This is a genomic window from Sphingorhabdus buctiana, assembly GCF_042680825.1.
Classification (GTDB): domain Bacteria; phylum Pseudomonadota; class Alphaproteobacteria; order Sphingomonadales; family Sphingomonadaceae; genus Sphingorhabdus_B; species Sphingorhabdus_B buctiana.
This window is the reverse complement of sequence record NZ_JBHUEL010000003.1, coordinates 355959-378333: the sequence shown is the minus strand read 5'-3', so window position 1 is coordinate 378333 and position 22375 is coordinate 355959. Positions and strand designations below refer to the sequence as shown.

Here is a 22375-nt window from a genome sequence, read left to right as displayed (position 1 = left end):
TGCGTATCCGTTGGGTAATCGGATCAGCGATAGAAGATATGGTTGTCGATCGAACCAAGACGCTTCAGGCGCCAGCCGGGCGATACATGGCGCGCATGAAAGAACAGCGCGCCTTCAACGGGGCTTTTCCAGCTATCGTTAAGCGCGATCTGGGTGATCGCGACAGCGTTGCGCCAGTGCAGGCTGCTCGTGTTTATCGAAGGCATCTTTCCACCGCGAATAAAGGAAAACTGGCTTTTCTGGTGAACAACACCGCAAAGCGAGGTGGGAAAGCGGCCGGATTTGGCGCGCGCCATAACGACGCGAGCAACCGCCAACTGGCCTTCGAGCGATTCACCCTTGGCCTCAAAATAGACGGCGCCGGCAAGGCAGCGCGCCTCAGCATCGAGATCTTCGGCTTCACCTTGTGCACGAACCAAGTCGGCGAGACTTTCGGCCTTGCCCACATCGTCCGTTGAACTGATTTCTGCGGCAGCCGCGGACGTACCCGTGCCAGGAGTGAAAACGATATCGCCATTTTCGAGGGTGGTTACCGAAACTGTGTCGGTGGATGCCGAATTGAGTTCAGCTTGGTCGGCGGCAAGTATTACAGGATCAACACTGATCGTCTGAGCCGACAATTTTTCGCCATTGGATGCGCCGAATGCAAAACCAGCGTCCGAATAAGCAGCTCCGCCAAGTAGCGTGAGCGAAACAACCGCAGCAGGTGCGGTCTTGAGGAGGAATTTCATTATAACTGTTCATTGTGCGGCCGTGTCGCCAATGACGCCAGGTTGGTACTTTGCTTATTGCGGCGTCAAATCTTCCACTTCCGACTCGCGTGTTTGCCCTGTCCTACCCCAGAACGTCTGGGCAACCTTCGCTGTCTGGCCGCGCATCTATTGTGCGGCGCAACAATGTCAATTCAACGCGGTAACAATGTCGGTGAACCGTTGCTCAAACGGGACGTCCAGTTCCAAAATCCAGATATCGGGGTCGCGAACCACTCTTCGTTCCAAATATTCGGAAATTTTTTGTTCTTTTTCAGTATCTTCTATGGTTACTTCGGACCAGACAGGCGAACCGTCGATGCTGGGAAAACGCTCAAAAAGGGTGGGATTCTGCCCTTTTTCGCGCCTCAACAGCAATATCGAACCCGCAGTCCGGTCGCCCTTGCGAAGCACGACCGCAAAAGCATTCTGCGCCTCCGCTGTGCGGATCAACGCCGAAACAATGATATGCGAGGCGAGCCGCGGCTCGATCATCGAATGCTGCGACCGCTGCGGTCAGGCAGCATCGCGCTCCTCGATCGGGCTCAACAGGGCAAACAAAGCCCCGGCATCCTTGGCGCCGCGCAATTGCGCGCAACTCGCCTCGTCCCGAAACATCCGCGACACCTCTGCCAAAGCCTTGAGATGCGATGCCCCGTCATGGACAGGTGAGAAAAGCGCAAATGCGAGATCAACCGGCTCGTCATCGACCGCACCATAGTCCACGGGCTTGGCGAGGCGGACAAAAACACCTGCCGGTGCATCAAGACCATCGACCTTGCAGTGGGGAATCGCGGTGCCGCCACCAAATCCTGTGGGCCCAAGACGCTCACGTTCCATCAGCCCTTCGTGGACCGCAGACGCATCAACACCATAATTTTGGGCCGCCAGTTTTGAAACGGTATCCAGCAGGCAATTTTTATCGGCGCATTCGATGTCAGCGATTATCGCGCCATCGACCAACCGAGTTGTTATACGAATCATCACACTACCCCATTGCCCCGGTGAAATGCACCGAAGCAATATTCAAATTATTGATCCCTAAAGTGAATATGCTCTGACTGTGGTCGCTTTTCAGGTTGCGGATCTAGGTTCAACCCACCCGATCGTGCCATCTTCGCGGCGGTAAACCATATTATGGCGTCCAGTTCCAGCATTTTTGAAGAGCAGTGCCGGTGTGTTACGCAAATCCATCAACATGACCGCATCGGAAACGCTTGATTCAGGGATGTCGACGCTCATTTCCGCGACGATGACCGGGGCTTCGGGCGGAGGCGATTCCGTTTCGACGTCGCCCGCATCGAATACAGTATAGGCCGCCTCTTCCTGGCGCAGGGCATGGGCGGTTTGCGAATGCCTGTCCTGCAGCCTGCGCATGTAACGGCGCAATTGCTTTTCGATTTTTTCGGATGCGCCATCAAAAGCGGTTCGGGCGTCGGATGCTTCGCCCCGGCCTTTCAGGATCAGGCCTTGCATCACATGGACAATGATATCGCAGGAGAATTTGTCGTGCGGCGCACGCCCGAAAGTCGCCTGCGCAGAGAGTGCCTTGGAAAAATATTTGTCGGCGATCGCCCCAAGGCGGGTTTCGACATGGGTTCGCAGCGCTTCGCCGGTTTCCAACTGATGCCCCGAGACCCTTACATCCATGGTTCTTCTCCTTGTTTATGCCCTCGGTTTATCGAAGGCGGTCAATCACTCGGCGCCAGTGCGCGCCGCTCCTCTTCGGTCCACAGCGCATCCTTGATCGTACCAACAAATGCGCGGTGGCGTTCGAGTTCTTCAGGCAAAGGTTGGTGCGGACGCGGCGTGCGGAATGGACGATCGGTACGGACCAGCGAAATGCGGGTCGTTTCGATCTCTACACTGACGGCCAGCGAATCCCCAAAGCCAAGTCCGATCTGCCGCCCACCGGTCAGTTCAATGTAAAGCTGTGCGAGTAATTCGGCATCGAGCAGCGCGCCATGCTTGGTGCGGTGGCTGCGATCAATTCCATAGCGGGTGCACAGCGCGTCGAGCGAGAGTTTGGCGCCCGGGTGCCGGGTGCGCGCGATCGCAATGGTATCAACCATCCGGCCCATATCGATGGCTGGGCGGCCGCACCGTTCGAGTTCCATATTGAGGAAGCCGAAATCGAAACTGGCATTATGTGCAACAAGCGGGCTGTCACCCAAAAATTCGAGCAGCGCGTCAGCCTGGCTCGCAAAGAGCGGTTTGTCGGAGAGGAATTTGTCCGAAAGTCCGTGCACAGCTTCAGCAGCTGGGGGCATCGCACGTTCAGGATTGAAATAACAGTGGAAGGTGGCGCCGGTCATCACCCTTCCGACCATTTCGATGCACCCGATCTCGACCATCCTGTCTCCGGTGAGCGGGTCGAAACCTGTGGTTTCGGTGTCGAAAATAATCTCGCGCATTCTATCGATTCATATCGGCCTATTTCGCTGAGTCTGCAAGGCTCGCGCGCAAATTTTTAATGAGTGTGCGCACTTGCTCTCGCGTGTCGGCGATGCTGGTGCCGGTATCGATGACGAAATCGGCGCGTTTGCGTTTTTCCGCATCGGGCATTTGCAGCGACAGGATGTGCTCGAACTTCTCGATTGTCATTCCCTCACGCGCCAATGCCCGGCGGCGTTGCTGTTCGGCGGGCGCAGACACCACCAATATCTTGTCGACCCCTTGATGGCCGCCTTTTTCAAAGAGTAGCGGAATATCGAACAAGACCATTGGCGCATCCCGATGCGCATCGAGAAATTCGGCGCGCAGCTTGCCCACCGCTGGATGGATGATTCCCTCCAGCCGCACCAATTTCTCCTTGTCGCCAAGAACAATCGGCCCAAGTTTCAATCGGTCGACGCCGTGTGGACCAGTTGTTCCGGGAAAGGCCGCCTCGATTTCCGCCACCAGCGCGCCACCAGGACCTTGCAGTTTGTGAACAGCGGCATCGGCATCGAAATGGGGGATGTCCTCATCGACAAACATCTGTGAGACAGTCGATTTTCCCATCGCGATCGATCCGGTGAGGCCGATGATGAGCGGGCGTTTTTGTGTGTCGGTCATTTGAGCAGCAGCGCCCGTAACTCGTCTTCGCAATCTGCCGGGGGTGCCTGTCCAAAGAGGAGTTCAAATGCAAAAGCTGCCTGGCCTATCAACATGTCGAGGCCGTCAACGGTATCGAGTCCAAGATTTCGGGCTTGGGCCAGAAGTTGGGTTTCGAGGGGACTGTAGACAATATCATAAACGACCGCATTTTCTGGGAGCGGCGACAGGTCTATCTCCAGTGGCGGTTGGCCAGTCATCCCCAGCGGACTCGAATTCACCAGCAGCTCGGCTGGCGGTAACGGCGCATCCATCTTGAGCACCTGCCCTTTCAAGCCAAAATGGCTTAACAGCGCAGCGGCCTTGAGCGGGCTGCGCGCCAATATCGTCACCGATCCGATATCGGCCTGTGCCAGGGCAAAGAGAATCGCCCGCGCCGCTCCGCCGGCACCGACGACAATGGCATCGCGGTGCGCCCATTCATCTTCGGATATCGGTGCGAAGAATCCGGCAGCATCGGTGTTCGTGCCGACCAGCGCTCCCTTCTCGTCGCGGAACACGGTGTTGATTGCCCCTATGGAGGAACGGATACCGCCCGGATCGGTAACATGGTCGAGCGCTGCAATTTTGTGCGGAATCGTGATGTTGCATCCGCGCCAGTTCGGATCGTTCCGCCGGGTTTCAAAATAGTCGGCCAAACCTTCGGCAAGGACGTGCTGCGTGCGATAATCACCCAGAATTCCCAGTTTTTTGAGCCAAAACCCGTGGATAAGCGGTGATTTGCTGTGCTTTATCGGATCACCAATGACCTCGGCATAAGCCTGTCCCATGCCTGGTTGGAAAGACGTCATGACGCGATTTCCTTTCGTTCGCGCAAGAATGCCAGCAGCGGCAGTAACGGCATACCCATGATGTCGAAATGATCCCCCTCAATCTTCGTGAAAAGTTGCGCGCCTTCGCCTTCGATCTGGTAACAACCGACACAATATCGGATCTGATCCCAGTTCCGGTCGACATACTCGTCAATAAATTCATCGGACAGCGGCCTGACGAGCAGCCTGACGACGCCAACATGGCGCCAAACAGGAATGCCTGCCGCCGCGGCTACCAGCGCGCTGAACAAACGGTGGCTTTTGCCCGACAACATCTTCAGCTGCTCGCGCGCCTGCTCCGGGCTTTCCGCTTTGCTGAGCAGTTGTCCATCGTCGATGGCCAGGACCTGGTCTGCGCCCAAAACCAAGGCGGTCGGATGCTTGGCGGAAATTTTAAGCGCCTTTGCTTCTGCCAGCGCATCGGCGAGATCGCGTGGGGAAAGATTTTCCTGTTCCAGCCCAAGCTTCAGCGCCTCTTCGTCGACCATCGGCGCCATAGCGTCAAAGCTTAAGCCCGCATTTTCAAGAATTTGCCTTCGCGCACTGCTTGTCGAAGCAAGTATGATCTGGCTCAAGATTCGCCCTCCGTCATCTTGGCCTGCCCTTGGCTGTTACGTTCATTGAACAGGTTGATGATCGCCGCAGCGCTCTCTTCGATCGAGCGGCGTGTTACATCGATGACCGGCCAGCCATTGTCGGCAAAGATTCGGCGAGCGAAGGCGATTTCCGCTTTCACCTTGTCTTCGGCAACATAGTCCGTGTCGGGTGCCTGGTTGAGCGAGAGCAAGCGATTGCGTCGAACCTGCACCAGACGGTCGGCGCTGGTGACAAGGCCAACAACCATGGGATGCTTCAAGGTATAGAGCGCAGCCGGTGGGGGCGATTCAGGAACCAGCGGAATGTTCGCGGTCTTGTACCCTCGATTGGCAAGGTAGATGCTCGTCGGGGTCTTCGATGTGCGCGATACACCGGCGAGGACGATATCAGCTTCCTCCCACTCATGATGGTTGAGCCCATCATCATGGGCGATGGTATATTGGATCGCTTCGACACGGGCGAAATAGGCGGCGTCGAGCGCGTGCTGCCGCCCTGGCCGGGCCTTCGCCTGTTGGCCCAAAATGCCGGAAAGTGCATCGGTTACCGCATCCAGCGCGGCAACGGTGGGCAGTCCCAAGGAACGGCACCGTTCCTCCAGCTTTTGCCGCATTGCCAGATTGACGAGGGTGAAAAGCACCAAGCCCGGATTGGCGGCGACATCGACAAGGATGCGTTCGAGATGCGCTTCGGACCGAACCATCGGCCAGAAATGCTTGACCACATCAACCTCGTCGAACTGCGCGAGTGCCGCCTTGGCAATATTCTCCAGCGTTTCACCGGTGGAGTCCGATAACAGGTGGAGATGGATGCGGTTTTGCAAAAGACTTTTCCCTTAAGCACAGCTTTGTGGGCTGCTTGGGGATAAATCAAGGGATGAAAATGGGGATGGCTTTTATGCCGGATGCATCCTGACTCTCTCTCGGATTCGGGCACAGTTCATCCACAGCCGGAAAGCCTGTTCCACAGCCTGTGAATAACGGGGAAAGCCGTAATCGAATCGTGCCAATCCAAGCGGGCCGGAGAGTCAATATGTTGGCAAAAGATAGATATGTGCCTAAGGGCCACACTTGCCCACAGCGCATCATATTTCATCATCCTTATATCTATTATTTGTTTATTGGATTCCTGCATGGCGACCGAACTGCCCGTACGAAAATTGCTCGCCGCCCTGCGAGGGGAAAAGCCTGCAGTGCCGCCAATATGGCTGATGCGTCAGGCTGGTCGCTATCTTCCCGAATATCGTGACCTTCGTGCGCAAAAGGGCGGATTCCTCGAGCTGGCCTACGACAGCGATGCCGCTTGCGAGATCACATTGCAGCCGATCCGCCGTTTCGGTTTCGATGGCGCGATCCTGTTTTCGGATATCCTCGTCGTCCCGCATGCCATGGGGCAAGATTTGTGGTTCGAAACCGGAGAAGGCCCGCGACTGGCACCCAAGCTCGCCGAACATGATTGGCAGAAGCTGGTACCTGCGCCTGAGCGCCTCAACCCGGTTTATGAGACAGTTCGCAAGGTACGAGCCGCCTTGCCCGCCGAGACCACCTTTCTGGGTTTTGCAGGCAGCCCCTGGACCGTGGCAACCTATATGGTCGCCGGACAGGGCAGCAAGGACCATGCAGAGACGCGCAGCCTTGCCTATGCAGACCCGGTGAAGTTTGGCGAACTGATTGACGCCATAACTGCAACGACCATTGCTTATCTGTCAAAGCAGATCGAAGCGGGAGTCGATGCGGTGCAATTGTTCGACAGTTGGGCCGGTTCGCTCTCCCCGGCGCAATTCGAACGCTGGGTGATAGCGCCCAATGCGGCGATCGTCTCCGCATTGCGTGCGCGCCATCCCGATACACCGATCATCGGTTTCCCCAAGGGTGCGGGGGGTAAGCTTCCTGCTTATGCCCTTGAGGTACGCCCTGATGCGTTGGGCCTCGATGAAACTGTCGATCCGCTATGGGCACATGCCTCGCTGCCCGAAAATCTTCCGGTGCAGGGCAATCTTGATCCGCTGGCACTGATGGCGGGTGGGGAAGCGCTTGAGTCAGCGGTTGCGCATATCCTCAAGGCGTTTGAATCGCGGCCGCATATTTTCAATCTCGGCCACGGCATTTTGCAGCACACCCCCATTGCGCATGTCGAAAAGCTGCTTAATTTGGTCCGCGGGGGATAACCAAGGCGGATTCCCGAATGACGGAAACCATCGCATTGCTCTATTTCTGGCTCAAATCGGCGCACATCATTTTCGTCATCTTCTGGATGGCGGGGCTTTTCATGCTTCCGCGCTTCTTTGTGTACCACCAGGAAAGCCCGCAAGGTTCTGAAGAAGAGTCACGCTGGGTGGAGCGTGAGCGGCGGTTGGTTCGCATCATCCTAAACCCGGCGATGATCATTGTCTGGATCGTTGGTTTATTACTCACCTGGCATATCGGGGCGTTCAGCGAAGGCTGGTTCCATCTGAAGCTCCTCGCTGTGTTGGGTCTTTCCGCCTATCATGGCTGGATGGTCGGTTATTCCAAGAAGCTGGCCGCAGGCGAGCGGCCATTGGAGGGCAAGAAACTGCGCATCCTCAATGAAGTTCCCGGCATTGCTGCGGCGGTTATTGTGATACTCGTCGTCGCCAAGCCGTTTTGACCGGCATTGACTAATCGGGCCTGAAAGCTTAATTGAAAAGCCAAGCCCGTCCTGGGCGTGAGGCGCATTCCTCTTTCCAACGACAACGCGCCATCGAACTTTCCATATATTCCGGCAGCTCTTTACGCCGGTAATCCAATTTCCAGCGGAACCACGCACATGCATTTGAAAGACCTCAAGAACAAGAAACCCGCCGAACTCGTCTCGATGGCTGAAGAGCTGGAGATTGAGGGCGCATCAACGCTGCGCAAGCAGGATCTGATGTTCGCGATCCTGAAAGAGATGGCAGAGGATGGTGAGCAGATCATCGGCGAAGGCACGATTGAGGTACTCCCGGACAGCTTCGGCTTCCTGCGTTCGCCTGAGGCAAACTATCTCGCCGGACCTGACGACATTTATGTCTCGCCCAACATGGTGCGCCAATATGGCCTGCGCACCGGCGACACCGTTGAAGGTGAAATCCGCGCGCCCAAGGATGGCGAGCGTTATTTTGCGCTCACCAAGGTGCTCAAGGTCAATTTCGACGATCCCGATGCTGTCCGCCACCGGGTCAATTTCGATAACCTGACTCCGCTTTATCCGGATCAGAAGCTAACGCTCGATACGCTTGATCCCACCGTCAAGGACAAGTCGGCGCGCGTCATCGATATCATCAGCCCGCAGGGCAAGGGCCAGCGCGCCCTGATCGTCGCGCCGCCGCGTACCGGTAAAACCGTGTTGCTGCAGAATATAGCCAAGGCGATTACCGACAACCATCCCGAAGTCTTCCTGATCGTTCTGCTCATCGACGAACGCCCCGAGGAAGTCACCGACATGCAGCGCAGCGTGAAGGGTGAGGTCGTCTCCTCGACCTTTGACGAGCCTGCAACCCGCCACGTCCAGGTCGCCGAAATGGTGATCGAAAAGGCGAAGCGCCTCGTGGAGCACAAGCATGACGTCGTCATCCTGCTCGACTCGATTACCCGCCTTGGTCGCGCCTACAACACCGTTGTCCCTTCATCGGGCAAGGTGTTGACCGGTGGTGTCGATGCTAACGCATTGCAGCGTCCTAAGCGCTTCTTCGGCGCCGCGCGTAATATCGAGGAAGGCGGTTCGCTCTCGATTATCGCCACCGCGCTGATCGATACTGGTAGCCGCATGGACGAAGTGATCTTCGAGGAATTCAAAGGCACGGGTAACTCCGAAATCGTCCTTGATCGCAAGGTCGCTGACAAGCGCATCTTCCCGGCGCTCGATGTCGGTAAATCGGGCACGCGCAAGGAAGAACTGCTGGTCGAGAAGGACAAGCTCACCAAGATGTGGGTGCTGCGCCGTATCCTGATGCAGATGGGCACCGTCGACGCGATGGAATTCCTGCTCGACAAGATGAAGGATTCGAAGACCAACGAAGACTTCTTCGATTCGATGAACCAATAATAGGGTTCCGCCGATGCCAAAGGTTATCCTTGTCGTCGGCTGCACCGGTGCGGGCAAAACAACCTATGCCCGCAAATTGGCGGACGAGCTGGGCGCGCTGCGCTTTTCGATCGATGAATGGATGGTGCCGCTTTTCGGCCCCGACCAACCTGATCCGATCCGTTTTGACTGGATGATCGAGCGGGTGAATCGGTGCGAAGCGATGATTTTCGCGATGGTGCGGCAGGCTGCGACGCGCGGCCTTTCCGCGGTGCTCGATCTGGGTTTTACCCAGAAGGAGCATCGTGAAAAGTTCCGGCAACTTTGCGCCGATGCTGGTCTGGATGCCATTGTCCATTTTGTCGATGTACCGCGCGAAACCCGCTGGCAACGCGTACAGGATCGCAACATCCGGCAGGGTGAGACCTACGCGATGCAGGTTGATCGTTCGATGTTTGATTTTATGGAGCAGATGTGGGAACCGCCCACGCAAGATGAATGGGAAGCAGGCGGCGGTTGCCGCATTGCCTTCTGAGCCGCCACAGCTACAAATAGGAACAAGATGCTAGACCTGATCACATTGGCCAGCCACGTTACTGCGACGACTGCACCCTCGCTGGGTGGCCCTGCAGAAATCTGGGCGGCGATCGTCAAGGATTTCTCCAATATCACCAGCCCATCGGCGTTCAGCGCCTTCCTGCAGGTGTTGATGATCGACATCGTGCTGGCGGGGGATAATGCCATCGTTGTTGGCGCGCTTGCGGCCGGCCTGCCGGCAGACCAGCGCAAGAAGGTGATCGCAATTGGTGTGATTGCGGCTTTGGTACTGCGCATCGTCTTCGCACTGATGGTGACATGGCTGCTCGGCATTGTCGGTCTGATCTTTGCCGGCGGGGTGCTGTTGCTGTGGGTCGCCTGGCGCATGTACCGCGATATCGCGGTCGATCATGCGACCGATTCCCCCGGTTCGCCTGAAATCGAAGGCGATGAGGATTCGGGTATCAAGCCGGCGAAAAGCTTTGTCGGTGCTGCGTGGGCCGTTGCCTTGGCCGACGTTTCGATGAGCCTCGACAATGTGCTGGCGGTTGCCGGTGCCGCAAAGGACCATCCGGGTATCCTAATCGTCGGCCTGATCTTTGCGGTCGCGCTGATGGGTGTGGCCGCCAATATCATCGCCAAATATATTGAGCGTTACAAATGGATCGCGTGGATCGGTCTTGCAGTCATCGTCTATGTCGCGATCAAGATGATCTATGACGGTTGGGTTGATCCGCAGCTTGGCCTTGGAAAATTTGTTGCCCCGTTGATCGGCGGTTGAGCTTAAAGGTTATGGCGAGCCTCTGGACCGAACAACCGGAACTGGAGGGTCGCCATGTCCTGCTGCGGCCAATGGTCCGCAGCGACGGACCGGCAATCGTCGATGCGGCGAGCGATGGCAGGTTGTGGGAGCTATTCTATACTTCGGTTCCTGACGCGGACGGTATCGAAACCTATCTCGACACCGCCTTGGCCGAAAAGGGTTTTGGCCGGGCGATGCCGTTTGTCGTTATCGAGAAAGCCAGTGGTAAAATCATTGGTGCCACCCGTTATCTGCGCATGAACGAAGATGCCCTGCGGCTGGAAATAGGTGCGACCTTCTACGCCAAACGGACACAACGAACCGCAATCAACAGCGAGACCAAGCTGCTTTTGCTTCAGCACGCGTTTGAAGTGCTGAATTGCCAATGCGTCCAGATCAGGACCGATGCCTTTAACTTCCAATCGCAAAGAGCGATTGAGCGCTTGGGTGCGAAGAAAGACGGAATTCTTCGCAACCATGCATATCTCAAAGGTCGTTTACGCGATCTGGTCGTTTACTCGATAATCGCCAACGAATGGGAAGGCGTGAAGCGTAACCTGCAGATGAGGTTGGCGCGCGGCTGACGCCTAACCAAGATGCTCGTGGAAAAACGCAACCGTTCGTGAATCGGCGAGCTGCGCGCCTTCTTCATTGCGGCGATTGCCCATTTCCGCTGCAAATCCATGATCAAGACCAACATAGTCGTGCAAGACGACTTTGGGGTGCTTGTCGAGCTCGGCATGGATTGCGGCTTGCGCTTCAGGCCCGACAAAATGGTCTGCAGTCGGGATGTGGAGCATCAGTGGGTTGGCAATGGCGTGGCTTTCATTGAGCATCGTATCAATCATGACGCCATAATATCCAACCGACGCGTCGATGTCGGTGCGCGCCGCAGCCATATAGGCGAGGCGACCGCCTAGGCAGTAACCGACGCAACCGACTTTCTGCACCGCGGGCGCACCCAGTTCGCCGCGGCGAATCGCGTGGATGGCGGCTTCGATGTCCTTCACCCCGTCATTGGGCTCATATTGTCCGAAATAGCCAAAAGCTTCCTGAAGCTGTTCTTCAATATCGGGATTAAGTTCGACCCCGGGTGCAAAACGCCAGAATATATCGATGGCAACCGCCAGATAGCCAGCCTCGGCCCATTTGTCGCACTTTTGCCGGATGCCTGGATTCACGCCGAAAATTTCGGGGATCACGATCATCGCAGCTTTGGCTTCGCCGGCGGGTTTGGCGACATAGGCACCGAACATGGCGTCTTCATCGAAAGCACGAATCTTGGTCATCTCGCCCATGATCATTCTCCTGAAATCAAAAAATTGCCCCTGTCGCTTATGCCACTATAGTGTGGCGGACAATGCCGGAATATCGCCTGCGGGCAGGGAGGTAGCATGAAATTCAACATTGAAGTCGATACGACTCCTGAAGAGGTACGGCGCCTGATGGGCCTGCCCGATCTTTCCGAAGTTCATGAAGTCTATCTCGAAAAGCTCAAGACTGTCGCCGACAAGGGGCTGACGCCGGACATGGTGCAGAACATGATCCGCAACTGGGTTCCGATGGGCGACCAAAGCATGGATTTCATTAAGGGCCTGATGGGCGGCCTTGCGGGTGGCGGCCTCGCCGGCAAGGACAAGAAATAGAGTTTAACGATGGACAGCGTTGATACGATCTTCGCGCTGTCCAGCGGCGCACCACCTTCGGCCATCGGGGTGATGCGGATCAGCGGGCCTCGCGCGTTCGATGCTGTGAAGGCGCTGGCGGGAACATTGCCCCCGGCGCGCAAGGCATCGCTGCGGAAATTGCACGATCCGGAAAATGGCAGCCTTCTCGACGAGGCATTGGTGCTGGTCTTTCCCGGCCCGGCCACCGCCACGGGAGAGGATCTTGCCGAATTGCATCTGCATGGCGGACGCGCGGTTGTGCGCGGGATCGAAAACGCACTTGCCCATATCCAGGGGCTCCGCCGCGCTGAGGCAGGTGAGTTTACCCGCAGGGCCTTTGCCAATGGCCGCATCGATCTCAACGAGGCTGAAGGGCTCGCTGACCTTTTGGCAGCCGAAACCGAATGGCAACGACGCTCCGCCGCTGCCATGGCGGGCGGCGCATTCAGTGCCCAAGTGGAACAATGGCGAGAGGCACTTTTGCGCTTGGCTGCGATGCTCGAGGCCGAGCTTGATTTTTCCGATGAAGATGATGTTGGAGAACAAGATTACTCAAATATTTCAAATGGATGCATCGAACTTCATGACGCCATTTCAGGGCATTTGAATTATCCGGCAGCGGAAAAGTTGCGCGACGGCTTGCGTGTGGTGCTTGCCGGTCCGCCCAACAGCGGCAAATCCACTTTGCTCAATGCCCTTGTGTCGCGCGAAGCCGCGATAGTGTCGGATATTGCGGGGACGACCCGCGACCTCATTGAAGTGCCGGTATCGTTGGAAGGTATTCCCTTCCTTTTCACCGACACAGCCGGTTTGCGCGATGAAAGCGGGGATGTAATCGAGCTGATCGGTATGGAGCGGGCCGAACGAGCGATGGCCGAGGCGGACATGCTATTGTGGTTGGGGCCCCAAGGCGACGCGCCAAAGCATACGGCGCTTGTCCAAATCGAAGCCAAGGCGGATCTTGCGGACCATACCAGAAAGTCCGATGCGATTATCGTTTCCGCACGAACCGGGCAGGGGATGCCCGAGCTTGTTGCCTTTCTCGTAAAACATGCCCGCGACATGCTTCCGCCCCCTGATGCCTTTGCGCTCAATCAAAGGCAGCGGCATTTGCTGCGCGATACCGCGCTCTTCCTCTCACATGCATCCAGGGCGCATGATCCGCTGATCATGGCAGAGGAACTTCGCCAAGCCCGGCTCGCTCTCGACGCCTTGACCGGCAGGGCGAGCACCGAAGATATGCTCGATGCACTGTTCGGGCGATTCTGCATCGGGAAATAGGCACTGTTCCACGTGGAACATACCGACTCATTTTGACCCTTTCCCCATGGTGCGCTATGCGCGCGAACAATGAGCAATCGTGCAGACACAGATTTCGACGTTGTCGTTGTCGGCGGCGGACATGCAGGCGTGGAAGCAGCCACTGCTGCTGCCCGCATGGGTGTGCGCACGGCACTGGTCAGTTTCGCGCGCGACACAATCGGGGCAATGTCTTGCAACCCAGCCATAGGCGGGTTGGGCAAGGGGCACCTCGTCAAGGAAGTAGATGCCTTTGACGGCCTGATCGCCCGCGCGGCTGATGATGCGGCGATCCATTACCGGATGCTCAATGCCTCAAAAGGCGCGGCCGTGCAGGGTCCGCGTATTCAGGCAGACCGCAAGTTGTTCAAGGCATCGATCCACCGGCAGGTGGCAGCGACCGAAAATCTGACCATCATTGAAGGCGAGGCCGCCGCAATGCGTTTCGCATCGGGCGCTGAACGCAAGGTCAACGGCCTGGAGCTTGCTGATGGCACGATACTGGGTGCCAATGCAGTGATCCTGTGCACCGGCACATTTCTGGGCGGAACCTTGTTCCGCGGGGAAGAGCGGCTGACCGGCGGCCGGATCGGAGAGCAAAGCGCGATGAAGCTCGCGCAGCAGATTCGTGGGGCGGCCTTGCCCATGGCGCGCCTGAAGACGGGGACACCTCCCAGGTTGGATGGTCGGACGATCAATTGGGCGGTGCTGGAAGAGCAGCCATCTGATGGCGGAAGCTGGACCATGTCCGCTATGACGCCTGCCCGCCACGTGCCGCAGCTCTTTTGCGCGATAACCCGCACCAACGCGCAGACACATGAAATCATCCGTGGTGGCCTTGATCGCTCCCCGCTATTTGGCGGAGCAATTCAGGGGCAGGGGCCGCGCTATTGCCCATCGATCGAAGACAAGATTTTCCGCTTTGGTGACCGCGAAGGTCACCAGGTTTTTCTTGAGCCCGAAGGGCTGGATAGCCACCTCATTTATCCCAATGGTATCTCGACATCGTTGCCAACCGATGTGCAGCTTGCGATGGTTCGTTCGATGCCGGGGCTCGAAGCTGTGGAGATGGTGGTTCCTGGTTACGCTGTCGAGTATGACTATATCGATCCGCGCGCCCTCGATCGCACATTGAAAGTAAGGGAGTTGGAGGGGCTATACTGCGCCGGACAGATCAATGGCACCACGGGTTATGAAGAAGCGGCGGCCCAAGGGCTGGTAGCAGGAATGGGCGCCGCCAGTGCCATTCTCGGCCATGAAATGCCCGCACTCGATCGATCGAACAGCTACATTGCCGTGATGGTTGATGACCTTGTCTTGCACGGGGTGACCGAACCCTATCGCATGCTGACCGCGCGCGCCGAATACCGTCTCCGCCTGCGGGCGGACAATGCCGCAACTCGGCTGACGCCTTTGGGCATTGCCGCAAATGTTGTAGGCGCTGAACGGCGCAAGCATTTCGAAGCCAAGGCAGCCGAAAAGGCTGCGTTACTCGACGCCATCCAGCATGCAGCAACCGCGGAGCAGTTGATCCGGGCAGGCGTTCCGGTGAAGCGCGATTCAGGAAAAATGGCGCTGATTGAATGGTTGCGTTTCCCCGACGTCCAACTGGCCGACCTGCTCGACTTGATTCCCACCGAATCTGTTTCACGTGAAACAAGAGGCGAATGGTCGGCCGATGTTGTTGCAGAGGCTGAGCAAGACGGTCGTTATGCGCCTTATGTCGACCGGCAGGCCGCCGAACTGCGCGATCTCGCGGCAAATGAGCAGATCCGTATTCCCGACGCGTTGGATTATCGAAGAATAGCTGGACTCTCTAACGAGATGGTCGAGCGCCTCGATAGCGCACGGCCAGAGACACTTGCCGCAGCTAGTCGAATCAGGGGTATCACTCCGGCTGCACTGGCCGCCATACTCGTCCATGCCAAGCGCGCCCGTGGCGACAAGCAGGCGGCATGACCGAAGATGATGCGCAAAAATGGCTGGCAGAGCATTTCGATGTTTCACGTGAAACATGGTCAAAGCTCGAAGCCTTTATCGAGTTCCTCAAAGCCGAAGCGCAGCAGCAGAACCTGATCTCGGCTTCGACAATGGAACATGTCTGGACGCGGCATATCGTCGACAGCGCGCAATTGTTACAATTTGCGCCATCCGAGCCTGCAAATTGGATCGACCTTGGCTCAGGCGCGGGCTTTCCGGGATTGGTTATCGCGTTACTCAGCGACTGGCACGTCACGCTTGTCGAATCGCGCGCCAAGCGAATCGACTATCTGAACCGCGCCATCGCACAGTTGCGCCTCGAATCCCGCGTAAACGTCGCTGGAATGCCGGTTGAGCGTGTCGAGACGCAGAAATTTGCGGTCATTAGCGCGCGTGCGTTCGCACCTCTCCCCAAATTGCTCGATTTATCCGCGCGATTTTCCACAGATAAGACAATATGGCTGCTGCCAAAGGGTCGAAATGCGGTTAATGAACTTGAGGAAGCCCGCAAGGCATGGGAACTTGATTTTTCGGTCCAACCTAGCGTGACCGACCCTGAAGCAGGGATTTTGACAGGCACTGTGCGCGAACCCAGGCAAATTCCGCCAAAAAGGCGAAATCCAGGGTGTTGGCGAAAGGACGGCGGAAGAAATGATTCGGATCGCCATAGCGAACCAGAAAGGCGGCGTCGGAAAGACGACGACGGCCATTAACCTTGCCACCGCGCTCGCCGCCTGCGGCCGCCGCTGCCTGCTGATCGACCTCGACCCGCAGGGAAACGCATCGACCGGGCTTGGCGTGAAAACCGCAGACCGCGAATATAGCAGTTATGATCTGCTGATGGGCGATGCGAAACTCGTAGATGCCGTCTCTGGAACGATGATTCCTGGCCTCGATATCCTGCCTGCAACCGTAGACCTGTCGGGTGCGGAGGTCGAGCTGGTTGATCATGCTGATCGCGCCCACAAGCTTCAAAAGGCTCTGGCTGAAGAGGAGGCACGCTGGGATGTGTGCCTGATCGATTGTCCGCCATCGCTGGGCATGCTGACGATCAACGCGCTGGTTGCTGCGGATTCTATCCTCGTGCCCTTGCAATGTGAATTTTTCGCGTTAGAAGGATTAAGTCAGCTTTTACAAACAGTTGAGCGCATCCAGAACCGTTTCAATCCGTCCCTCTCGATCCTGGGCGTGGCTTTGACAATGTTCGACCGGCGTAACCGCCTGACCGACCAGGTGGCGGAAGATGTTCGCTCTTGCCTTGGGAATTTGGTGTTCGAAACGGTTATTCCCCGCAATGTTCGCTTGTCCGAGGCTCCCAGCCACGGACTGCCGGCCTTGATTTATGATCATCGCTGCAGCGGTTCCGAAGCCTATATGAACCTCGCGCGCGAGTTGCTTGCGCGGTTGCCCGCACGGGAGATGGCGGCATGAGCGAAGGTGACAAGCCGCAACGCAAGAAAATGGGGTTGGGCAGGGGGCTTGATGCCTTGTTGGGCGAAGTATCGCTTGATCGCTCGGCCAGTCGGGTGGCTGGTGGTGGCGAGGCGCCTTCAAGCACGGCTTCATCATCGTCCGAAGGTGTGGTGTCGATCGCAATTGCCGACATCCACCCCAACCCGGCACAGCCGCGCCGCCATTTCAGCGAGGAATCGCTCCAGGAACTCGCCGCCAGCCTCAAACGGCATGGTCTGATCCAACCGATTCTGGTCCGCCCGCATGGCGGCGGCTATCAAATCGTAGCAGGTGAACGGCGCTGGCGCGCTGCGCAGCGGGCGCAATTGCACCAGGTCAAGGCTATCGTTCGCGAGCTGTCGGACGAGGAAACGCTCGAAATTGCGCTGATTGAAAATATCCAGCGTCAGGATCTAAACCCGATCGAAGAGGCCGAAGCCTATCGCAAGCTGTGTGATGATTTCGGCCACAGCCAAAGCGAGTTGGCCGCAATCGTCGAGAAATCGCGCAGCCATGTAGCCAATATGATGCGTCTTCTTGAACTACCGCTTCTGGTTCGCGAGTTGGTGATCGAAGGCAAGTTGTCGATGGGTCATGCGCGCGCGCTGCTGGGCAGCGACGACAGCGCGCGTTTAGCCGCAGTCGTTGTCAAGCAAGGGCTTTCCGTCCGCCAAACCGAAGCTCTTGTTCGCCGGTCGCGTGTAGAGGAGGGCAAGGCACCGAAGCCGCGCGTGACCGAAGCGACAGCGAGTGACGCCGATATTCGTGCTGTCGAACAGCATCTGGGGGACCTGTTGGGCCTGCGGGTAAAGATAGCACATAAAGGTACTGGAGGCGCAGGAGCGGTTACCTTTGAGTATCGCAGCCTCGACCAGCTGGACATGCTCTGCCAGCGTCTAACCGGCGAGCAGTTCTAACCTTTTTCATGGTTTTACAATTACTTCCGTAAGTAAATTGTAGGAAGTTAACAGGCTAAATCACGCAATATCAAATATTTGACCGGTAAACGCCTTGTTTGGCGTTAACCATAAGTTGCAGCCTGATCTTATGAAATTCCCGCCATAAGCGGCAATGAATGCAGTGGGGCATTCCGAATTTATATGTCGCAATAAGGGACCAGATACATGATCAATAAGATGAAGCTTGCGCTTGCTGGCGCAGTTATCGCTACCGGCATGGTTTCGAATGCCGCTTACGCTGCCACTGAACAGGCTGACGCAACCGTCCAGGTTCTTGCAGCTGTCCAGCTTTCGGCTGTTACCGACTTGAACTTCGGCGTTGTCGCTGCCTCGGCTGCCGGTGGCACTGTAACTTTGGGTGCTGCATCGGGCGCAACCCCGTCGGCTACCGGTGTTATCGCCATCAGCGGCGGTGCTCCAGCCAGCTTCCAGGTAACGCAGGCAACCACGGGCGAAGTGATCGCGCTTTCGGTCGGCAACCCGACCCCGCTGTCGAACGGCGTTGGTGCCGATATCGCACTGTCGGGCCTGACGCTGTCGAACAGCTCCATCACCTTCAACTCGGCCTCGTTGCAGACCGTGTATGTTGGTGGCACGATCTCGCTCAACCCGAACCAGGCAGCGGGCACCTATACCGGTACCTTCGACGTTACCGCTGAATATCAATAAGGACCAGTTCGCAGCTTTTACGCTGCTGTTGCACGGATTAACCTCGGTGGCCCAGTGCTACCGGGGTTTTTCTATACTCGCGATGCTATCGTTAGCAGCTTGGTAACCATGTCCTGTTAGTCCGAAATGGAGGGGCAGCCCTCCAAATTGGACCAGACAAGACAGGTATTGTGATGAAAATTCTTCGGAATTTGGCGACCGCCATTGTGGGCGGGTTGGTCGCGATTTCGGCAGTTTGTGGCAGTGCCGCACATGCCGCAGGCGATCTGCTCGTAGCTCCGACACGAGTCATCCTCGATGGCAAACGCGGTACACAGGTAATCCTCAACAATGTTGGTGCCGAGGAGATGACATATCGCATCTCGTTGGAAATCAAGCGCATGGGTCCGGATGGCCGGCTGGAGGATATCGATCCTGCATCAACCACCGATGCCGAGAAATCGGCTTTGTCGCTGGTGCGCTATGCGCCGCGCCGCGTTACCCTGCCGCCCAACCAGCCGCAGTCGATCCGGATCGGGCTGAACCCGGCTGACAGCCTTCCCGACGGCGAATATCGCGTCCACATGCTGTTTCGCGCGATACCCAAGACACAGGGTGTCGGCGAAGAAACCAACGCCAACGACCTGAAGATCCAGCTCATCCCGCTTTATGGCATCACAATCCCGATCATCGTTCGCAAAGGCAATCTGACCGCCACGGCAGCGTTGGCCAATGCGCGGTTGGGACGCGATGAGGACGGCCCGGTTCTGGAAATCGATGCCACGCGAAAAGGCAACCGATCGGTCTATGGCGAGTTTCGCATTACCAAAGCCGGTCAGTCGCAACCTGTGATCGTGCAGAAAGGCATTGCGATTTACCCCGAGGTTGAAAAGCGCAAGGTGGAACTGGCGCTGAGCGACGCGGAGGCAGCAACCATTCGCGGCAGCGAAGTGGTGATTGCCTATCACGAGTCACCGGAAAATGGCGGCGGGTTGATCGCCGAGCTTCGTACTGTGGTGCGCTGAGCAGGATAGCGCAGAGCCAAGCGGCAACCACGATGAAGTCGATACTTTCCAAATTCTGCCAGGGCTTTGTTGCTCTCGCAATTGCCACCGGTGCCTTGCTGGCCCCGGTGGTTCCTGCATTTGCGCAGGCCGCCTGGAAAGCAAATGACGACGACCAGTTGCTGCTTGATGTCAGAGCCGGTCGTTACCGTGTGGGTGATGGCGTGCGCGGATATCAGACCAATACTGGCGTGTGCATCGATTTTGCCGATCTGATCATCGCGCTCGACCTTCCCGTCCGCCTTGACAAAAAGTCGCGCCGCGCAACTGGCTGGTTGTTCGAAGAAAGCCGCACCTTCACCCTCGACCGCGAAGCTGGTAGAGTACAAATCATGAACAAAAGTTCGGCGCTATCCGCGTCGGACGTATATGACACGCCGGAAGGCTGGTGCGTCGACACCAAAGCCTTGTCGCGTTGGCTCGATGTAACATTGGCGCCAGAGCTTTCCGAAGCCCTGCTCGTGATCAAGGCAGATCGCAAACTTCCCTTTGAACTGGCCGAGGAGCGTAAGGAGCGCGCGGCCAAATCGCGGCCGATAGCGACCTTTGACCTGCGCAACCTGCCCCAGGCCAAGGATGCCTATCGTTTCTGGCGCACGCCCTCGGTCGACGTCGTGGCGTCAACCGGGATTAGTCGCGAAAGCAACGGCCGGGCCAAGGCCAATGCGAGTTATGACCTGTTCGCCAGCGGAGAAATTGCAGGGGCATCGTTCGATGCGCGCCTCACGTCCAACGAACGCGGCGTCCCGGAAAGTTTCCGCGTGCGCGCCTATCGGACAAGCGCAGAAGGTGAATTGCTGGGCCCATTCAAGGCTACGCATTTCGGAATTGGCGATGTCAGCCTGCCCGCTTCGTTCGTGGGCAGCCAATCGACGCCCGGTCGCGGGCTTTTCGTCACCAATCGGCCTTTATCGCGTCCCGACAATTTTGACCGCACCAGCTTCCGCGGTGAACTTCCCGAAGGCTGGGATGCCGAACTCTATCGCAACGACCAGCTAATCGGCTATTTTCAGAGCCGTGGCGATGGCCGTTACGAATTCCTCGATGTGCCGCTGCTTTACGGGCAAAACCGGATCGAGATCGTGCTTTATGGACCACAAGGGCAGATCCGCCGCGACGTGCGGATGATACCCGTTGGCGCGAACTCGATACCACCCAGGGAAACCTATTATTGGGCCGGGGTCCAGGACGCCGGGCGCGACCTGTTCAACTTCGGCGACAGCGACGATCGGCCTTATAACGGTTTACGCGGTGGTTTTGGAATCGAGCGCGGGCTTGATGCCAAGACGTCAATCGGCGCCGCGGTTATCAGCGCGATCTATGAAGGGGCACGTCAAAGCTATGCTGAGGCAATGATCCGTCGCGCCATGGGCCCGACACTGGTCGAAGTGGCGGGTGCGGCGGATACTGATGGTGGATATGCGGTTCGCGGCCAGATGCTCGGCCAGTTTGGCGATGCAATGGTGGGTGCGCAAACGCTTTGGCTGTTCGGGGGCTTCCGCAGCGAGCAATATGTTGCCGGTTTGCGTGCCGAACATGCAATCTCCATCGATCACAGCCTGAAAATCGGTACGACGAGCGTGCCTTATGGCGTGAGCGCGACCTATCGCAAATGGCTTAACGGCAATAGCTCTGTTGAAGCAAAGGCAAGATTATCATTTAATATCAATAATATAACTGCATCTACAGATCTGATCTGGGAGCAGATGAAATTCGCCTTTGGCAGCGACCCTCCGACAAAGCTGGATGCACAATTGCGGCTTAGCGGACGTGTGGGTGGATTGCGCCTGCGCGGCGAGGCGCGCTTTGGCATCATGGGTGATACGGGTTTCAAGGAATCGCGCATCACCGGTGAATGGCGTGCAGATGAAAAGGCAAATTGGCGAGCCGAACTCGGCTATGATGCGCTCAACAAGCGTGGCCGGGCGACTTTTGGCTATACCCGCCATTTCGAGAAATTTGCCCTTTCGGGGCAAGTGATGGGGGCGACCGACGGTGCGGTTGCCGCGCAGCTGAGTGTTGCCTTCAGCATGGGTCCAAACCCGCATGGCAAGGGTTTCCACATGTCGTCGCAAAAGCTGGCATCGAGCGGACAGGCGGCCGTACTCGTCTACCAGGATCTGAACGCAGATGGCATCCGGCAGCCAAATGAACCTGTTGAAAAATCAGTGGAAATCACCGCTGGGTTGAGTGGCCGCGGCAAAGCGACCGATGAACGCGGGCAGACCGTCATTGGCGGGCTTGAGCCCTATGTACCGATCCTGATCGGCATCGATGCAGGCAGCCTTCCCGATCCATTCGTGCAACCTGCTACAAGCGGTGTGGTGGTTACCCCGCGGCCGGGTATTCCGATGATTGTCGAACTGCCGCTGGTCTCGGCGGGTGAAATCAGCGGTTACCTGATCAAGGAAGGCGGCAAAGCGTTGACCGGGGTCGATATCGAACTCCTCGACAAGGCTGGTCGTGTCGTGAAGACCACGCGCGCCGAATATGATGGCTTCTTCCTGTTCGAAAGCGTGCCATACGGCCAGTATCGCATGCGCCTCAGCGCTGTTGCTGCCGGCATTGTTGGCGTGCAGCCGGATGTAAGCATCGCCGCATCGCTTGATCGCAAGAACCCGACGGTCGATCTGGGGCAAATTGTGCTCAAACCTTCGCAGCGGATCGCCGCAAGCAACTAGCTTGACCTGCTT

25 protein-coding genes are annotated in these 22375 nt (G+C 57.2%); 15 read left to right on the top strand and 10 right to left on the bottom strand.

Annotated features, from left to right (window positions below):
* Positions 1-23 precede the first annotated feature (23 nt).
* The 9 genes from ACFSAG_RS04900 to ACFSAG_RS04860 all read right to left on the bottom strand — a co-directional run bounded on the left by ACFSAG_RS04900 (position 24) and on the right by ACFSAG_RS04860 (position 6074).
* Complete coding sequence (locus ACFSAG_RS04900; RefSeq protein WP_374611910.1) at positions 24-731, bottom strand: cell wall hydrolase; 708 nt, start codon at positions 729-731, stop codon at positions 24-26.
* A 168-nt stretch (positions 732-899) separates the two neighbouring features.
* On the bottom strand, positions 900-1244 hold the full coding sequence (locus ACFSAG_RS04895) for a DUF1491 family protein (RefSeq protein WP_381511928.1): 345 nt from the start codon (positions 1242-1244) through the stop codon (positions 900-902).
* Positions 1245-1265: 21 nt separating this feature from the next.
* The gene (locus tag ACFSAG_RS04890) at positions 1266-1733 is read right to left on the bottom strand and encodes a PTS sugar transporter subunit IIA (RefSeq protein WP_374611908.1); all 468 of its coding nucleotides are present in this window, start codon (positions 1731-1733) and stop codon (positions 1266-1268) included.
* 90 nt (positions 1734-1823) lie between these two features.
* Positions 1824-2399, bottom strand: coding sequence for a ribosome hibernation-promoting factor, HPF/YfiA family (gene hpf, locus ACFSAG_RS04885; RefSeq protein WP_374611906.1), 576 nt, complete (start codon positions 2397-2399; stop codon positions 1824-1826).
* A gap of 41 nt (positions 2400-2440) precedes the next feature.
* Positions 2441-3163: a DNA polymerase III subunit epsilon gene (dnaQ, locus tag ACFSAG_RS04880; protein ID WP_381511922.1), complete on the bottom strand. Its 723-nt coding sequence runs from the start codon at positions 3161-3163 to the stop codon at positions 2441-2443.
* 19 nt (positions 3164-3182) lie between these two features.
* Entirely contained in the window at positions 3183-3806 is a 624-nt protein-coding gene (coaE, locus tag ACFSAG_RS04875; protein ID WP_381511919.1) for a dephospho-CoA kinase, read from the bottom strand.
* Complete coding sequence (locus ACFSAG_RS04870) at positions 3803-4636, bottom strand: shikimate dehydrogenase family protein (protein WP_381511916.1); 834 nt, start codon at positions 4634-4636, stop codon at positions 3803-3805. Before ACFSAG_RS04870 ends, coaE begins: the two co-directional genes overlap by 4 nt.
* Positions 4633-5232: a Maf family protein gene (locus ACFSAG_RS04865; RefSeq protein WP_381511913.1), complete on the bottom strand. Its 600-nt coding sequence runs from the start codon at positions 5230-5232 to the stop codon at positions 4633-4635. The genes ACFSAG_RS04870 and ACFSAG_RS04865 overlap by 4 nt, the downstream gene beginning before the upstream one ends.
* Complete coding sequence (locus tag ACFSAG_RS04860) at positions 5229-6074, bottom strand: pyruvate, water dikinase regulatory protein (RefSeq protein WP_381511910.1); 846 nt, start codon at positions 6072-6074, stop codon at positions 5229-5231. Before ACFSAG_RS04860 ends, ACFSAG_RS04865 begins: the two co-directional genes overlap by 4 nt.
* 309 nt (positions 6075-6383) lie before the next feature.
* Here ACFSAG_RS04860 and hemE point away from each other — a divergent pair, with 309 nt between their 5' ends.
* The 6 genes from hemE to ACFSAG_RS04830 all read left to right on the top strand — a co-directional run bounded on the left by hemE (position 6384) and on the right by ACFSAG_RS04830 (position 11197).
* Positions 6384-7418: a uroporphyrinogen decarboxylase gene (gene hemE, locus ACFSAG_RS04855; protein WP_381511907.1), complete on the top strand. Its 1035-nt coding sequence runs from the start codon at positions 6384-6386 to the stop codon at positions 7416-7418.
* Positions 7419-7435: 17 nt separating this feature from the next.
* The gene (locus tag ACFSAG_RS04850; RefSeq protein ID WP_374611893.1) at positions 7436-7879 is read left to right on the top strand and encodes a CopD family protein; all 444 of its coding nucleotides are present in this window, start codon (positions 7436-7438) and stop codon (positions 7877-7879) included.
* A 159-nt stretch (positions 7880-8038) separates the two neighbouring features.
* Positions 8039-9295, top strand: coding sequence for a transcription termination factor Rho (rho, locus tag ACFSAG_RS04845; protein ID WP_324333012.1), 1257 nt, complete (start codon positions 8039-8041; stop codon positions 9293-9295).
* A 13-nt stretch (positions 9296-9308) separates the two neighbouring features.
* On the top strand, positions 9309-9809 hold the full coding sequence (locus ACFSAG_RS04840; RefSeq protein ID WP_374611889.1) for a P-loop nucleotide/nucleoside kinase family protein: 501 nt from the start codon (positions 9309-9311) through the stop codon (positions 9807-9809).
* Between the two features lie 27 nt (positions 9810-9836).
* Positions 9837-10592 carry a TerC family protein gene (locus ACFSAG_RS04835; RefSeq protein ID WP_381511902.1) on the top strand — a complete coding sequence of 252 codons (756 nt, stop codon included), beginning with the start codon at positions 9837-9839 and terminating at the stop codon, positions 10590-10592.
* Positions 10589-11197 (top strand): GNAT family N-acetyltransferase, encoded by a 609-nt coding sequence (locus ACFSAG_RS04830; protein WP_381511899.1) that lies wholly within the window; start codon positions 10589-10591, stop codon positions 11195-11197. Before ACFSAG_RS04835 ends, ACFSAG_RS04830 begins: the two co-directional genes overlap by 4 nt.
* Before the next feature lie 3 nt (positions 11198-11200).
* Here the strand turns inward: ACFSAG_RS04830 and ACFSAG_RS04825 are convergent, their stop codons facing one another.
* Positions 11201-11911, bottom strand: coding sequence for a dienelactone hydrolase family protein (locus ACFSAG_RS04825; protein WP_381511896.1), 711 nt, complete (start codon positions 11909-11911; stop codon positions 11201-11203).
* Positions 11912-12007: 96 nt separating this feature from the next.
* Here ACFSAG_RS04825 and ACFSAG_RS04820 point away from each other — a divergent pair, with 96 nt between their 5' ends.
* The 9 genes from ACFSAG_RS04820 to ACFSAG_RS04780 all read left to right on the top strand — a co-directional run bounded on the left by ACFSAG_RS04820 (position 12008) and on the right by ACFSAG_RS04780 (position 22363).
* Positions 12008-12259 (top strand): DUF6489 family protein, encoded by a 252-nt coding sequence (locus ACFSAG_RS04820; protein ID WP_381511893.1) that lies wholly within the window; start codon positions 12008-12010, stop codon positions 12257-12259.
* Between the two features lie 9 nt (positions 12260-12268).
* On the top strand, positions 12269-13561 hold the full coding sequence (gene mnmE, locus ACFSAG_RS04815) for a tRNA uridine-5-carboxymethylaminomethyl(34) synthesis GTPase MnmE (protein ID WP_381511890.1): 1293 nt from the start codon (positions 12269-12271) through the stop codon (positions 13559-13561).
* 69 nt (positions 13562-13630) lie between these two features.
* Positions 13631-15538 (top strand): tRNA uridine-5-carboxymethylaminomethyl(34) synthesis enzyme MnmG, encoded by a 1908-nt coding sequence (gene mnmG, locus ACFSAG_RS04810; RefSeq protein WP_381511887.1) that lies wholly within the window; start codon positions 13631-13633, stop codon positions 15536-15538.
* On the top strand, positions 15535-16272 hold the full coding sequence (gene rsmG / locus ACFSAG_RS04805; protein ID WP_381511884.1) for a 16S rRNA (guanine(527)-N(7))-methyltransferase RsmG: 738 nt from the start codon (positions 15535-15537) through the stop codon (positions 16270-16272). The genes mnmG and rsmG overlap by 4 nt, the downstream gene beginning before the upstream one ends.
* Positions 16211-16990 (top strand): ParA family protein, encoded by a 780-nt coding sequence (locus ACFSAG_RS04800; protein WP_374611873.1) that lies wholly within the window; start codon positions 16211-16213, stop codon positions 16988-16990. The genes rsmG and ACFSAG_RS04800 overlap by 62 nt, the downstream gene beginning before the upstream one ends.
* A complete protein-coding gene (locus ACFSAG_RS04795; protein WP_381511880.1) occupies positions 16987-17928 on the top strand; it encodes a ParB/RepB/Spo0J family partition protein in 942 nt (313 codons plus the stop codon). Before ACFSAG_RS04800 ends, ACFSAG_RS04795 begins: the two co-directional genes overlap by 4 nt.
* A 207-nt stretch (positions 17929-18135) precedes the next feature.
* On the top strand, positions 18136-18639 hold the full coding sequence (locus tag ACFSAG_RS04790) for a DUF4402 domain-containing protein (RefSeq protein WP_374611870.1): 504 nt from the start codon (positions 18136-18138) through the stop codon (positions 18637-18639).
* Positions 18640-18812: 173 nt separating this feature from the next.
* On the top strand, positions 18813-19643 hold the full coding sequence (locus ACFSAG_RS04785) for a fimbrial biogenesis chaperone (protein WP_374611868.1): 831 nt from the start codon (positions 18813-18815) through the stop codon (positions 19641-19643).
* A 32-nt stretch (positions 19644-19675) separates the two neighbouring features.
* Positions 19676-22363 (top strand): MSCRAMM family protein, encoded by a 2688-nt coding sequence (locus tag ACFSAG_RS04780; protein ID WP_381511875.1) that lies wholly within the window; start codon positions 19676-19678, stop codon positions 22361-22363.
* The last annotated feature ends 12 nt before the right edge of the window (positions 22364-22375 follow it).

What these genes read in the sequence shown, in the direction of transcription:
- ACFSAG_RS04900 (WP_374611910.1), bottom strand. Translation starts at nt 731, where the DNA reads ATGAAATTCCTCCTCAAGACCGCACCTGCTGCGGTTGTTTCGCTCACG.
- ACFSAG_RS04840 (WP_374611889.1), top strand. Translation starts at nt 9,309, where the DNA reads ATGCCAAAGGTTATCCTTGTCGTCGGCTGCACCGGTGCGGGCAAAACA.
- mnmE (WP_381511890.1), top strand. Translation starts at nt 12,269, where the DNA reads ATGGACAGCGTTGATACGATCTTCGCGCTGTCCAGCGGCGCACCACCT.
- rsmG (WP_381511884.1), top strand. Translation starts at nt 15,535, where the DNA reads ATGACCGAAGATGATGCGCAAAAATGGCTGGCAGAGCATTTCGATGTT.
- ACFSAG_RS04870 (WP_381511916.1), bottom strand. Translation starts at nt 4,636, where the DNA reads ATGACGTCTTTCCAACCAGGCATGGGACAGGCTTATGCCGAGGTCATT.
- hpf (WP_374611906.1), bottom strand. Translation starts at nt 2,399, where the DNA reads ATGGATGTAAGGGTCTCGGGGCATCAGTTGGAAACCGGCGAAGCGCTG.
- ACFSAG_RS04850 (WP_374611893.1), top strand. Translation starts at nt 7,436, where the DNA reads ATGACGGAAACCATCGCATTGCTCTATTTCTGGCTCAAATCGGCGCAC.
- ACFSAG_RS04890 (WP_374611908.1), bottom strand. Translation starts at nt 1,733, where the DNA reads ATGATTCGTATAACAACTCGGTTGGTCGATGGCGCGATAATCGCTGAC.
- ACFSAG_RS04780 (WP_381511875.1), top strand. Translation starts at nt 19,676, where the DNA reads ATGAAGTCGATACTTTCCAAATTCTGCCAGGGCTTTGTTGCTCTCGCA.
- rho (WP_324333012.1), top strand. Translation starts at nt 8,039, where the DNA reads ATGCATTTGAAAGACCTCAAGAACAAGAAACCCGCCGAACTCGTCTCG.
- ACFSAG_RS04800 (WP_374611873.1), top strand. Translation starts at nt 16,211, where the DNA reads ATGATTCGGATCGCCATAGCGAACCAGAAAGGCGGCGTCGGAAAGACG.
- mnmG (WP_381511887.1), top strand. Translation starts at nt 13,631, where the DNA reads ATGAGCAATCGTGCAGACACAGATTTCGACGTTGTCGTTGTCGGCGGC.
- coaE (WP_381511919.1), bottom strand. Translation starts at nt 3,806, where the DNA reads ATGACCGACACACAAAAACGCCCGCTCATCATCGGCCTCACCGGATCG.
- ACFSAG_RS04835 (WP_381511902.1), top strand. Translation starts at nt 9,837, where the DNA reads ATGCTAGACCTGATCACATTGGCCAGCCACGTTACTGCGACGACTGCA.
- hemE (WP_381511907.1), top strand. Translation starts at nt 6,384, where the DNA reads ATGGCGACCGAACTGCCCGTACGAAAATTGCTCGCCGCCCTGCGAGGG.
- ACFSAG_RS04820 (WP_381511893.1), top strand. Translation starts at nt 12,008, where the DNA reads ATGAAATTCAACATTGAAGTCGATACGACTCCTGAAGAGGTACGGCGC.
- ACFSAG_RS04895 (WP_381511928.1), bottom strand. Translation starts at nt 1,244, where the DNA reads ATGATCGAGCCGCGGCTCGCCTCGCATATCATTGTTTCGGCGTTGATC.
- dnaQ (WP_381511922.1), bottom strand. Translation starts at nt 3,163, where the DNA reads ATGCGCGAGATTATTTTCGACACCGAAACCACAGGTTTCGACCCGCTC.
- ACFSAG_RS04790 (WP_374611870.1), top strand. Translation starts at nt 18,136, where the DNA reads ATGATCAATAAGATGAAGCTTGCGCTTGCTGGCGCAGTTATCGCTACC.
- ACFSAG_RS04785 (WP_374611868.1), top strand. Translation starts at nt 18,813, where the DNA reads ATGAAAATTCTTCGGAATTTGGCGACCGCCATTGTGGGCGGGTTGGTC.
- ACFSAG_RS04795 (WP_381511880.1), top strand. Translation starts at nt 16,987, where the DNA reads ATGAGCGAAGGTGACAAGCCGCAACGCAAGAAAATGGGGTTGGGCAGG.
- ACFSAG_RS04825 (WP_381511896.1), bottom strand. Translation starts at nt 11,911, where the DNA reads ATGGGCGAGATGACCAAGATTCGTGCTTTCGATGAAGACGCCATGTTC.